General features: G+C 74.7%; 11 protein-coding genes. 7 read left to right on the top strand and 4 right to left on the bottom strand.

Annotated elements, in window-relative coordinates; genetic code table 11:
- Positions 1 to 95 precede the first annotated feature (95 nt).
- The gene (locus tag ACWEVO_RS01840) at positions 96 to 530 is read right to left on the bottom strand and encodes a DUF4307 domain-containing protein (protein ID WP_452305670.1); all 435 of its coding nucleotides are present in this window, start codon (positions 528 to 530) and stop codon (positions 96 to 98) included.
- Between the two features lie 189 nt (positions 531 to 719).
- On the opposite strand from ACWEVO_RS01840, the gene mca reads away from it, so the two are divergent.
- The 4 genes from mca to ACWEVO_RS01820 all read left to right on the top strand — a co-directional run bounded on the left by mca (position 720) and on the right by ACWEVO_RS01820 (position 6753).
- Positions 720 to 1601, top strand: a complete 882-nt coding sequence (mca, locus tag ACWEVO_RS01835) for a mycothiol conjugate amidase Mca (protein ID WP_452305669.1) — start codon at positions 720 to 722, stop codon at positions 1599 to 1601.
- Between the two features lie 48 nt (positions 1602 to 1649).
- Positions 1650 to 1943 carry a hypothetical protein gene (locus ACWEVO_RS01830; protein ID WP_452305668.1) on the top strand — a complete coding sequence of 98 codons (294 nt, stop codon included), beginning with the start codon at positions 1650 to 1652 and terminating at the stop codon, positions 1941 to 1943.
- Between the two features lie 223 nt (positions 1944 to 2166).
- Positions 2167 to 4656 carry a putative bifunctional diguanylate cyclase/phosphodiesterase gene (locus ACWEVO_RS01825; protein ID WP_452305693.1) on the top strand — a complete coding sequence of 830 codons (2490 nt, stop codon included), beginning with the start codon at positions 2167 to 2169 and terminating at the stop codon, positions 4654 to 4656.
- A 60-nt stretch (positions 4657 to 4716) separates the two neighbouring features.
- Positions 4717 to 6753, top strand: a complete 2037-nt coding sequence (locus tag ACWEVO_RS01820; protein WP_452305667.1) for a thioredoxin domain-containing protein — start codon at positions 4717 to 4719, stop codon at positions 6751 to 6753.
- A gap of 4 nt (positions 6754 to 6757) precedes the next feature.
- Here the strand turns inward: ACWEVO_RS01820 and ACWEVO_RS01815 are convergent, their stop codons facing one another.
- Together ACWEVO_RS01815 and ACWEVO_RS01810 are read right to left on the bottom strand one after the other, a co-directional pair.
- Complete coding sequence (locus ACWEVO_RS01815; RefSeq protein ID WP_452305666.1) at positions 6758 to 7408, bottom strand: pyridoxine/pyridoxamine 5'-phosphate oxidase; 651 nt, start codon at positions 7406 to 7408, stop codon at positions 6758 to 6760.
- Between the two features lie 12 nt (positions 7409 to 7420).
- Positions 7421 to 7996 carry a PadR family transcriptional regulator gene (locus tag ACWEVO_RS01810; RefSeq protein WP_452305665.1) on the bottom strand — a complete coding sequence of 192 codons (576 nt, stop codon included), beginning with the start codon at positions 7994 to 7996 and terminating at the stop codon, positions 7421 to 7423.
- Between the two features lie 105 nt (positions 7997 to 8101).
- Here ACWEVO_RS01810 and ACWEVO_RS01805 point away from each other — a divergent pair, with 105 nt between their 5' ends.
- The 3 genes from ACWEVO_RS01805 (at position 8102) to purE (ending at position 10291) form a co-directional block, all read left to right on the top strand.
- Positions 8102 to 8575, top strand: a complete 474-nt coding sequence (locus ACWEVO_RS01805) for a hypothetical protein (RefSeq protein ID WP_452305664.1) — start codon at positions 8102 to 8104, stop codon at positions 8573 to 8575.
- A gap of 67 nt (positions 8576 to 8642) precedes the next feature.
- A complete protein-coding gene (locus ACWEVO_RS01800) occupies positions 8643 to 9803 on the top strand; it encodes a 5-(carboxyamino)imidazole ribonucleotide synthase (RefSeq protein WP_452305663.1) in 1161 nt (386 codons plus the stop codon).
- Positions 9800 to 10291, top strand: coding sequence for a 5-(carboxyamino)imidazole ribonucleotide mutase (purE, locus tag ACWEVO_RS01795; protein WP_452305662.1), 492 nt, complete (start codon positions 9800 to 9802; stop codon positions 10289 to 10291). The genes ACWEVO_RS01800 and purE overlap by 4 nt, the downstream gene beginning before the upstream one ends.
- 237 nt (positions 10292 to 10528) lie before the next feature.
- Here the strand turns inward: purE and ACWEVO_RS01790 are convergent.
- A partial coding sequence (locus ACWEVO_RS01790; protein WP_452305661.1) for an SCO7613 C-terminal domain-containing membrane protein occupies positions 10529 to 12305 on the bottom strand: 1777 nt, incomplete at its 5' end.

Raw genomic sequence — 12305 nt, 5'->3', positions numbered from 1 at the left:
AGGTGAATCACCAAGGTTACCAGTGCCGGGCACGTCAGGGTGTCGCCGATCACCCCCGGTGCCGGTGGCGGGACCGGGGGTGCGGGGCCGGCGGGTCAGCCGGCGGGGCGGCAGCGCAGCACCTCGCCGATGAACGGGCGGGCGCTGGTGGTCACCTCCTGCCGGGCGGTGATGTGGCGCTGGCCGGGCCGGGCGGTCACCGTGGCCTCGACGTGTCCGACCTCGGCGCCGTTGTGGGTGCGGGCCCGCAGCAGGCAGGTCGCCGAGCCGCCGGGCGGCACGGTGACCCGGAAGTCGACCACCACCCGGGTGTCGGTGATCCCGGTGTAGGTGATCACCTCGGCCCGGTACTCGGGGTCGCCGTACTGCCGGTAGAGCTTGGCGGCGACCAGCCCGAGGAGGGCCAGCAGAACGACCACCACCAGGACGAGCAGAAGTGGCCGGCGGCGGCCGGGCTCGCGGCGGCGGCCGTACCGCCCGGGCGGGAAGACCGGCGCGCCCGGGGTGACTGTGGTGTGCGTCTCGCTCACCGGCGGGTATCTCCTGGCGTTGTTGTCGGCGGCATCGGCAAGAATGGCAGAGTCCATCTTCCCAGCCCGGCGCTGAGCCAAGGATGGCAGGTCGGCCGAGACACCGACCAGCCGACACGGGGGTTTCTGCGGGCGCGGGGGGAGATTCCGGCAGGTCAGCCGGTCCGGCACAGACGAGGAGCGCCGAAGGTGGCAGAACAGCTGCGTCTCATGGCGGTGCACGCCCATCCTGACGACGAGTCGAGCAAGGGCGCCGCGACCACGGCGAAATATGTCGCCGAGGGGGTGGACGTCCTGGTCGTCACCTGCACCGGTGGCGAGCGGGGGAGCGTGCTCAACCCCAAGATGGACCGCCCGGACGTGTGGGCCAACATCGGGGAGATCCGCCGCGCCGAGATGGACGCGGCCCGGGCGATCCTCGGCGTCGAGCAGGCGTGGCTCGGCTTCGTCGACTCCGGCCTGCCCGAGGGCGACCCGCTCCCGCCGCTGCCCGAGGGCTGCTTCGCGCTGCAGGACGTCGAGACCGCCGCCGCCCCGCTGGTGCGGCTGATGCGCCAGTTCCGCCCGCACGTCGTCACCACGTACGACGAGGAGGGCGGCTACCCGCACCCGGACCACATCATGACCCACAAGGTGACCGTGGCCGCGTTCGAGGCCGCCGGCGACCCGGAGCGGCACCCGGAGCTGGGTGAGCCCTGGCAGCCGCTCAAGCTCTACTACGACATCGGCTTCTCTCGCGCCAAGATCATGGCCCTGCACGAGGGCATGCTCGCCGCCGGCCTGGAGTCCCCGTACGGCGACTGGATGAAGCGCTGGGAGGACCGGCCGGACAAGGGCGGCCGGATCACCACCCGGGTCGAGTGCGCCGAATACTTCCCGGTCCGCGACGACGCGCTGCGCGCCCACGCCACCCAGATCGACCCGGACGGCTTCTGGTTCCAGGTGCCGATGGAGCTCCAGCAGCGCGCCTGGCCGACCGAGGACTACCAGCTGGCCCGCTCGCTGGTGGACAGCCCGCTGCCCGAGTCCGACCTCTTCGCCGGGGTCCGCGAGACGGCCCATGCCCGCTGATCCGGCGGCGGGCTACGCTGAGAGGCAGTCGCACATCGGAGGAACACCATGCTGACCACCGCCCAGGTGCTCGCGGAGAACAACTTCGGTGACACCCGTACGGGTGGCCTGGCCGGTCCGATGGGCCTCTTCCTCATCGTCGCGCTGGGCACCGTCACCGTCCTGCTGATCCGCAACATGAACGCCCGGCTGCGCCGGCTGCCCGACCGGTTCCCCCCGCAGGCCACTCCGGCGGACCCGGGTCGGGCCGACGCGGCGGTCGTCGATCCGACAGACGGGACCGTCTCGCAGGAATCACCCTCGGACGCTCCCAACGGCTCCCAGCAGCGCCGGAACGGGTAGTCGGCACGTGAATCACGCCGAAGCCGGTGGTCGCCCCCTGTTGCGACCACCGGCTTTGGCTTAGCCTTCCGCCGGGGGGATCGAAAAGTCCCTGAGCCGTGCGCGGAAGGGGGGCGCCGATGTCGGTGGCAGCAGTGACCCCCCACCGTGCCCTCGGACCGCCGGTCGACGGGGTGGGTCCGTGACCTCCGGCAGGGAGGATCGTCCCCCCGATCGGCTCGGCCTGCGCGGCACGCCGGTCGGCGTCCTCCTGGTGACCGCCGCCGTCGCAGCCACCGCGCTGGGTGCGGCGGTGCTCGGGCTCACCGTCCCGACGTCCCTCCCGGCCGACGACCCGCTGCCGGGGCCGGCCCGGTTCGGCCTCGCGGTCGCCGCCTTCGCCGTCGCCCACCTGGCCCGCCTGCGATTCCGTGCCGAGGCCGGGATGGTCAGCATCACCTGGGGCGAGGCCGCCCTCATCGTCTGCCTCTACCTGGTGCCGGCCGGTTGGCTGCCGGCTGCGGCCCTGCTCGGCGCCGGGGCCGCCTGGACCGGGATGTCCCTCTGCGTCGACCGGCGGCCGGTGCTGGAGCTGGTCCGGATCGCCGGCTCACTGACCGCCGCCACCGCCCTCGCGGCCGCGGTCGCCAGCGCCCTCGGCCGCCCGATGCTCGCCGCGCCGACCCCCGAGCTGGCCCTCGCGCTGATCGCCGGCTCGGTGACCTACCTGCTCACCACCGCGTGGCTGGGGGGCGCGACCCTCTCGCTGCGGCACGGCATCCCGATCGGACCGCCGCTGCTCGCCGCGCTCCGCGGCAAGCTGCTCATGTTCGTCGGCAACGTGGCGGTCGGCCTGGTGGTGGTCGCGCTGCTGGAGGTGGACCCGCGCTGGCTGCTGCTCCTGCCGCCGCCGCTCTGGCTGCTCCAGCAGACCTACCGGCACCGGCTCCGGGCCGACCAGGAGCGCCGCACCTGGCGGGCGTTCGCCGAGGCCACGGCGGCGCTCAACCAGCTCGACGAGCGGGGGGTGGCGACCGCCGCGGTCACCGGGGCGCTCTCGCTCTTCGGCGCCGAGCTGGTCGAGGTGGACGTCGCCCGGGGCGACGGGCGGTGGCGGCGCTACCGCGCGGACGCCGGTGGCCAGGTACGCGACCGCGAGGTGCCGCCCCCGGCGCCGGCCGAGACCGGCGAGCACGAGCTGGTGCGGTCGCTCTCGGTGGGCAGCGTGGAGGTGGGCCGGCTGCGCGTCCAGTTCCCCCGGTCGGCGCCGCCCAGCGCCCGGGAACGGGACGGCGTGGCCGCGTTCGGCGACGCGCTGGCCGCCGCCCTGCACGACGCGTCCACCCACCGCGAGCTGCGACTGATCACCGCCCGCTCCTCGTACGAGGCGGTGCACGACCAGCTCACCGGCCTGCTCAACCGGGCCGCCATGCTCACCAAGGGTGACCAGGCGCTGCGGCAGCTGGCCCACGATCACCCCGTCGCGCTGCTGCTGCTCGACGTCAACCAGTTCAAAGAGGTCAACGACACCCTCGGGCACGCCGCCGGGGACCAGCTGCTGCGGCTGACCGCGAACCGGCTGGCCGCCCTGGGCCGCCCCGGGGATCTGCTCGGCCGGCTCGGTGGCGACGAGTTCGCCGTGCTGCTGGCCGGGGTCCCCGTCGTCGACGACCGCGCCGGTCCGATCACGTACGCGCTGCGGCAGGCCCGGGAGATCGCCGAGCGGCTCGCCGCGCCGACCGAGGTGGCCGGGGTGCGGATGTCCGTCGAGGTCGCCGTCGGGGTGGTGGTCGTCGCCGCCGGCGCCGCGGACATGACCGAGCTGCTGCGCCGGGCCGACATCGCCATGTACCAGGCGAAGGACGGTGGTGGCAGCGTCGCCGCGTACGACAGCTCCCGGGACGCGGCGAGCACCGATCACCTGGCCCTCCTGGCCGAGCTGCGCGAGGCCCTGGAGGCCGACGACCAGCTGGTGCTGGCGTTGCAGCCGGCGGTGGACCTGGCCACCGGCGCCCCGACCGGGGTGGAGGCGCTGATCCGCTGGCGGCACCCGCGGCGCGGCTGGCTCGGGCCGGCCGACTTCATCCGGCCGGTGGAGAACAGCGAGCAGCTGGGCACCTTCACCCGGTACGTGCTGGACAAGGCCCTCGCGGTGGCCGCCGGGTGGGCCCGCGAGGGGCTGGACGTGCCGATCTCCGTGAACCTCTCGGCGCGCAGCCTGCTCGACCCGCGGCTGCCCGGGGAGATCGGTGACGCGCTGCGCCGGCACCAGGTCCCGCCGCACCGGCTGGTCCTGGAGATCACCGAGACGGTGGTGATGAGCGAGCTGGAAGTCATCGACGAGGTGCTGGCCACCCTGCGGTCGATGGGGGTGCAGCTCGCGGTCGACGACTTCGGCACCGGCTTCTCGTCGCTGACCTTCCTGACCCGGATCGCCGTCGACGAGCTGAAGGTCGACCGCTCCTTCGTGATCCGGATGGCCGACTCGCCAGAGGCGGCGGCGATCGTGCGGACCACGGTCGGGCTCGCCCACGAGCTGGGGCTGCGGGTGGTGGCCGAGGGCGTGGAGACCGCCGAGCAGCGGACCGCCCTGGCCGAGCTGGGCTGCACGGCGGCGCAGGGCTACCACTTCTTCAAGCCGATGCCGGCCGAGAAGATCGGCGCGGTGCTGGGGTCGCTGCGCGACGGCGCCCAGGGCAACGTGTTCCCGCTCCGCGCCGACGGCGCCTCCTGACCGGCGTCGCATCCTCCGGCGACCGCGCGCACCGGCCCCGGGGCTGGATATGGTCGTCGGGTGAACCGACTTGCCGAGGCCACCTCGCCGTACCTGCTCCAGCACGCCGACAACCCGGTCGACTGGTGGCCCTGGTGCGACGAGGCGTTCGCGGAGGCGAAGCGGCGGGACGTGCCGGTGCTCATCTCGGTCGGCTACGCCGCCTGCCACTGGTGCCACGTGATGGCGCACGAGTCGTTCGAGAACGAGGGCGTCGCCCAGCTCATGAACGACGACTTCGTCTGCGTCAAGGTGGACCGGGAGGAGCGCCCGGACGTCGACGCCGTCTACATGACCGCAACCCAGGCGATGACCGGGCAGGGCGGCTGGCCGATGACCGTCTTCGCCACCCCGGACGGCACCCCGTTCTTCTGCGGCACCTACTTCCCGCGGCCGAACTTCATCCGGCTGCTCGGCTCGGTCGCCACGGCGTGGCGGGACCAGCGCGAGGCGGTGCTGCGGCAGGGGGCCGCCGTGGTCGAGGCGATTGGCGGCGCCCAGGCCGTGGGCGGACTCACCGCCCCGCTCACCGCCGACCTGCTCGACGCCGCCGCGGCGCAGCTCGCCGGGGAGTACGACGAGACGAACGGCGGCTTCGGCGGGGCACCCAAGTTCCCGCCGCACATGAACCTGCTCTTCCTGCTCCGGCACCACCAGCGCACCGGCTCGGCGCGGAGCCTGGAGATCGTCCGGCACACCTGCGAGGCGATGGCCCGGGGCGGCCTGCACGACCAGCTCGCCGGCGGGTTCGCCCGCTACTCGGTGGACGGCCACTGGACCGTGCCGCACTTCGAGAAGATGCTCTACGACAACGCGCTCCTGCTGCGGGTCTACACCCAGCTCTGGCGGCTCAGCGGGGACCGGCTGGCCCGGCGGGTGGCCCGGGACACCGCCCGGTTCCTCGCCGACGAGCTGCACCGCCCCGGCGAGGGCTTCGCCTCCGCACTGGACGCCGACACCCAGGGCGTCGAGGGTCTCACCTACGTCTGGACCCCGGCCCAGCTCGTCGAGGTGCTGGGGGAGGAGGACGGCCGCTTCGCTGCCGACCTCTTCGCGGTGACCGACGAAGGCACCTTTGAGCACGGCACGAGCGTGCTGAAGCTGGCCCGGGACGTCGACGGCGCCGACCCGGCGGTCCGGGCCCGCTGGCGGGAGGTCGTCGGCCGGCTGCTCGCCGCCCGGGACACCCGCCCCCAGCCGGCCCGGGACGACAAGGTGGTGGCCGCCTGGAACGGGTTGGCGATCACCGCGATCGCCGAGTTCCAGCAGGTCGCCGCCCTCTACGCGGACCCCGACGACGAGGACGCGAACCTCATGGAGGGGGTCACCATCGTGGCCGACGGCGCGATGCGCGACGCCGCCGAACACCTGGCGGCCGTGCACCTGGTGGACCGCCGGCTGCGCCGGGTCTCCCGGGACAAGGTGGTCGGCGAGCCGGCCGGGGTGCTGGAGGACTACGGCTGCGTGGCCGAGGCGTACTGCGCCCTGCACCAGCTCACCGGCGAGGGGCGCTGGCTGACCCTGGCCGGGCAGTTGCTCGACGTGGCGCTGGCCCGGTTCGCCGCCCCGGACGGCGGCTTCTACGACACCGCCGACGACGGCGAGCGGCTGGTGACCCGGCCCGCCGACCCCACCGACAACGCCACCCCGTCGGGCCGCTCGGCGCTGGTCGCGGCGCTGGTCGCGTATGCGGCGCTGACCGGGGAGACCCGCTACCGGGAGGCGGCCGAGACGGCCCTGTCGACGGTCGCGCCGATCGTCGGCCGGCACGCCCGGTTCACCGGGTACGCGGCCACTGTCGGCGAGGCGCTGGTCTCCGGGCCGTACGAGATCGCCGTGGTGACCGACGACCCGGTGGGTGACCCGCTCGTCGCGGCCGCCCACCGGCACGCCCCGCCGGGGGCCGTGGTGGTGGCGGGCCGCAGCGACCAGCCGGGCGTGCCGCTGCTGGCCGACCGGCCGCTGGTCGGCGGGCGGCCCGCCGCGTACGTGTGCCGGGGTTTCGTCTGCCAGCGGCCGGTGACCTCGGTCGACGACCTGGTCGCCCAGCTCGGCTGAGCGGTCAGGGCCAGAGCAGCTCCCGCGCCCAGCCGGTTCCGGCGCGGCGGTAGCGCAGCCGGACGTGCCGGCGTTCCCGGTCGGCCTGCCAGAACTCGACGGTCGCGGGGGTGACCGAGTAGACCGTGTGCGCCTCGGCGACCAGCCCGGGGTCGGCGGCCAGCCGGGTCCGCACCTCGGCCAGTTCCCGGTCCAGCTCGGCGCGGTCGGTCAGCACGGCGCTCTGCCAACCGGCCAGGGTGGCGATCCGGGAGCCCTCCGGGCGGGCCAGGAAGTCCTGGCGGGAGACCTCCGGGTCGGCGGGCCGGGCGGTGCCGCGTACCCGGACCTGCCGGCCCTGCTCCCGCCAGTGGAAGCTCAGCGCGATCCGCGGGTTGCCGGCGAGCTGCCGCCCCTTGGCGCTGGTCGCCGTGGTGGCGAAGTGCCAGCCCTCGTCGTCCAGGTCCTTGAGGATGAGCACCCGCGCGTCCGGGGCGCCGTCGGCGTCGACGGTCGAGACGGTCATCGCGTGCGGCTCGTCCACGCCGGCGTCGATCGCTGCGGCCAGCCAGGAGGCGAAGAGCGGGACCGGCGCGTCGGGCGCGTCGGCGGGATCGAACGGGGGCATCTCGTGCGCGAGCACGGGAAGCCCGCGCAGCAGGTCGCGGGTGGTCATGGCCTGATCATGTCAAGCTTCGGCCGGTGGCCGGTCCCCGCCGGTCTCCGGGGCTCCCGGCCGCAGCGGCCCGGGCAGGGCGTCGAACCACTCCAGCACCGCCCGTTCGTAGGCCAGCCCGAAGCGCAGCGTCGCCACGGAGTACGGGTCGATCTCGTCCGCCTCCGCCGGCAGCGCGGCGGCCACCTGCTCGTACTCGGCCAGCCGGGCGGCGTGGGCGGTCCGGTGCCCGGCCAGGTACTCCGCCAGCCGTTCCGCTGGCAGGTGCCGCCCGAAGAGCACCGTCAACAGCAGTGGGAACCGGATGGTCTCCGCCGCCGGCGGCTTCGCGGCCCATTCGGCGAACGCCGCGCGTCCGGCCTCGGTGATCTCGTACGGCTGCCGGTCGCGCCGCCCGCGTTCGCCGGCCCGGACCAGCCCGGCGGACGCCATCGCGGTCAACTCGCGGTAGACCTGGCTCTGGGTCAGCGACCAGAACGCCCCGATCCGCTGCTGGGCGTACTCGACCAGGTCCCACCCGGTCATCGGGCCCTCGTGCAGGAAGCCGAGCAGGGAGGCGGCGGTGGCGTTCAACGGCCGGTCCGGCATGGGCGGCGCTCCTTCTCGATATCGCTTGACATCCCATTGTGTCAGGTCCCATGCTGGCCTTACCGACCTCCCATTGTGGGAGGTCGAGAAGCGGGGGGAATCGTCATGCGGACCTTTCTGGTCGTCATCCACGCCCTCAGCGGCATCAGCGGCCTGCTGCTCGCGCTGCCCGTGCTGCTCGCCCCGAAGCGGCGGGGCCGCCACACCCGGCTGGGCTGGGCCTACGCCGCGTCGGCCCTCGGCCTGAGCCTCAGCGCGCTCGGCCTGTTCGCCCTCGAACCGGCGCGGTTGTGGGGCCTCGCCGTGCTCGGCGCACTCACCCTGGGCTGGCTGATCGGCGGCCTCTGGATCGCCCGCCGCCGCCCCCGACGCCTCGGCGCCCGCGGGTGGCGGATCTGGCACCTCAACCTGATGGGCAGCACCGTGATCGCCTTCGTCACCGGCTTCGCCGTGCAGATGACCGACGGCAACCTGATCGCCTGGCTCGCGCCCACCGTGATCGGCTCCGCGCTGATCGCCCGGCGTACCGCCCGGGAGGTGGCCCGCCGTCCGCGCCGCGTCGCGGTCCATCCCGCCTGACATCGCCCGCCCGCTTCGTGGACCTCTCGGCCGGTGGCGTCGGCCGCCCGGATAGGCTGGCGGCGCTATGGATTCCCGTACCGGACTGCCCGTCGTCGGCATGGTGGGCGGTGGCCAGCTGGCCCGGATGACCCACCAGGCCGCCATCGCCCTCGGCCAGTCGCTGCGCGTGCTGGCGCTCGCCCCGGACGACGGTGCCGCCCTGGTCGCGGCCGACGTCCAGTACGGCGACCACACCGACCTCACCGCCCTGCGCACCTTCGCCAAGGGCTGCGACGTGGTCACCTTCGACCACGAGCACGTGCCCAGCGAGCACATCCGCGCCCTCGCCGACGAGGGGGTGAAGCTCTTCCCCCCGGCCGACGCGCTGCTGCACGCGCAGGACAAGCGGGTGATGCGCGAGCGGCTCGGTGAGCTGGGCGCGCCGAACCCGGCCTGGCAGCCGGTCGAGCAGGCCGCCGACCTGGTGGCCTTCGGTGCCGAGGTCGGCTGGCCGGTGGTGCTCAAGGCGGCCCGGGGCGGCTACGACGGCCGGGGCGTGTGGCTGGTGGACGACGCCGTCCAGGCCGAGGAACTGGTGGCGACCCTCCTCGCCGGGGGCACCCCGTTGATCGTCGAGGAGCGGGTCGCGCTGCGCCGGGAGCTGGCCGTGCAGGTGGCCCGCTCGCCGTTCGGGCAGGTCGCCGCGTACCCGGTGGTGGAGACGGTGCAGCGGGACGGGATCTGTGTCGAGGTGCTCGCCCCGGCGCCCGGCCTGCCGGAGGAGCTGGCGGTCGCCGCCCAGCAGCTCGCCATCGACCTGGCCACCGCGCTCGGCGTGATCGGCCTGCTGGCCGTGGAGCTGTTCGAGACGCCCGCCGGGCTGGTGGTCAACGAGCTGGCCATGCGGCCGCACAACTCGGGGCACTGGACCATCGAGGGCGCTCGGACCTCCCAGTTCGAGCAGCACCTGCGGGCGGTGCTGGACTACCCGATGGGGGACACCTCGCTCACCGCGCCGGTCGTGGTGATGGCGAACGTGCTCGGCGGCGAGCCGGGCGGGATGTCCATCGACGAGCGGCTGCACCACCTGTTCGCCGCGGAGCCCGGAGCCAAGGTCCACCTGTACGGCAAGCAGGTGCGGCCCGGCCGCAAGATCGGGCACGTCACGGTGCTCGGTGACGACCTGGACGACGTACGGGCCCGGGCCGCGCGAGCCGCCCGCTGGCTGCGGGAAGGACGCGAGTGAGCACCGTCGGACTGATCATGGGCAGCGACTCGGACTGGCCCACGATGAAGGCCGCCGCCGAGGCGCTGGACGAGTTCGAGGTGCCGTACGAGGTCGGTGTGGTCTCCGCGCACCGCACGCCGGCCAAGATGATCGAGTACGGCCGTGCCGCGGCCGGTCGGGGCGTCAAGGTCATCATCGCCGGGGCGGGCGGCGCGGCCCACCTGCCCGGCATGGTCGCCTCGGTCACCCCGCTGCCGGTGATCGGCGTGCCGGTGCCGTTGAAGTACCTGGACGGGATGGACTCCCTGCTGTCCATCGTGCAGATGCCGGCCGGCGTGCCGGTGGCCACCGTCTCCATCGGCAACGCGCGCAACGCCGGGCTCCTCGCGGTGCGGATTCTGGCCGCCGGCGACCCGGTGCTGCTCCAGCGGATGGCGGACTACCAGGCGAGCCTGGAGGACCTGGTCGCCGAGAAGGACGCCGCCCTCCGCGCCTCCCTGTCCTGACCCCTTCCGCCCGGCCCTGACCCACCCTGGCCCGGCCGGCCTGGCCCGCCGGGCGCGCGCCCTGGGCCTGGCTTGGCCTTGATCGACTCGCTCTGCGGCAGGGCGGGCCCTGCATCGCCCGGGAGACCCCGAGCCGCCGCATCCCGAGTCGATCAAGCGGGGTGGGCTGGCCGGCACCGACCCGCGAACCGGGCCCCCTCTGCCCGCCCACCACGGCGGACGCCAGCCCCTCCGGTTTCACCGCATGCCGCGCAGGGCCGTCTGCAGGCGTTCCTGGGCGCGGCGGCGGCGCTCGTTGCTCGCCCCGAGCACCAGCAGGATGAAGCCGACCGGGATCAGCACCAGCCACGGGCCGAGGGCGAACAGGGCGTGGATCGCGGCGACCGCGGTGACCGTGGCCCCCACGATCACCGGTGCCTGCTGCCGGGTCATCGAGCCGAAGATCAGCACCGCCACCGCGCCGAGCAGCAGCAGCACCTGCCGCAGCATGGTGGAGTCGGTGGCCACCACGATCGCCAGGGTGGGCAGGAACGCGGCGACCAGGGCCGGACCGTACGCCACCCAGCTGGACAGGTCGGGGCGGTGGCGCAACTCCAGCACCCCGACGAGCAGGGCGAGCAGGGCGAACGGAAGGGTGTACGCCTCGGGCAGCGCCACGTCGGCCACCCGCATCAGGATCCACCAGGCGCTGATCTCGCAGGCCACCACCGACCAGAACAGGATCCGCCGTTCCACCGGCCGGCGGCCGGGCCGGCTGGCCGCCACCCCGAGCACGCCGCCCCACGCGGCAAGCAGCGCGGCGATGTGCCGCGGCGAGTCGTACGCCAGGGCCAGCGCGATGAGTGCCGCCGCGTAGCCGCTCCACTCCACGGTGGCCGCCTCCCGGTACGCCTCCGGGCGGCGCAGCCGGGGCAGGGTGGCGGCGAAGACCTGGAGCGCGGCCCCGACCGCCAGCACCCCGAACGCCGACCAGACCGCGGCGAGGCCGGCCACCAGCCCGAGGGTGAGCACGAACAGTTCGGCCATCAGCGAGGCGAAGAGCCAGCCGAGGATGCGGGCCCGCTGGGTGGTGCCGAAGAGCGCGGCGACCACGCCGACGCCCACCGCCCCGCCGAGTGTGAAGAGGGTCAGCTGTCGGGTGGCGAGGCTGCCGGCCAGGCCCGCGCCCCCGGCGGCCAGGCCGATCGCGAAGACCAGCACCCGGGCGATCCGGATCGAGCGGGCCGGTTCGACCAGCGGCGGCGGCGGGGTGAGGGCCAGCCCGAGCATGGCCAACGTGAAGACCGCCAGCCCGGCCAGCGCGCTCTCCGGCCAGCCCTGGCCGAGCGCCACCGGCGTGATCAGCAGGGTGACGGCCGCGCCCGGCAGCACCACCGGTACGGCCCGGGACCGCCGGCCGCCGCTGAACCCGGTGGCGGCCAGCGCCGCCGTGGCGGTGAGCAGCAGCGCGGTGAGCACGTGGGTGGGATCCACCGCCTCGGATGGCGGGGTGCGCAGGCCGGGCGGCGGCCCCTGCCAGACCCGGGACAGCACCTGCATCGGCTCCACAAGGGCGACCAGCAGGGGCGGGGCGAGGGCCACCAGGGCGAGGGCGACCGGCAGCACCGCCGCCGCGAGGGCCCCGGCCGCCGGGTCGACCCGCCAGCGCAGCTCCGGGTCGTCGGGCAACCGGCGCAGCGCGCCGTTCAGCAGCACCGACCAGCGGCGTACCGGGCGGGCGGACCCGGCGGGTGGCACGGTGGCGGCCCGGATCAGCTCCGCGAGCACGCCGAGCAGCGCCGCCGCGGCGGCGTACACCCCGGAGGGCAGGTGGGTGAGCACGGCCGCGACCGCGCTGATCGTGCCGCCGCCGACCACGGCCACGCTCGCGTACGGCAGGTACTGCGGGACCTGCCGGCGGACCGCCCCCACGGCGGCCAGGCCGATGCTGGAGGCGGCCAGGGCGGCGGTCAGCACCACCTGCGGCGACCGGCCGAACTCGGCGGCCAGGGCGGCCACCGCCCCGGGCAGCGCG

The organism is Micromonospora sp. NPDC003776 (genome assembly GCF_053605645.1).
This window is presented reverse-complemented; position numbering and strand designations above follow the sequence as displayed.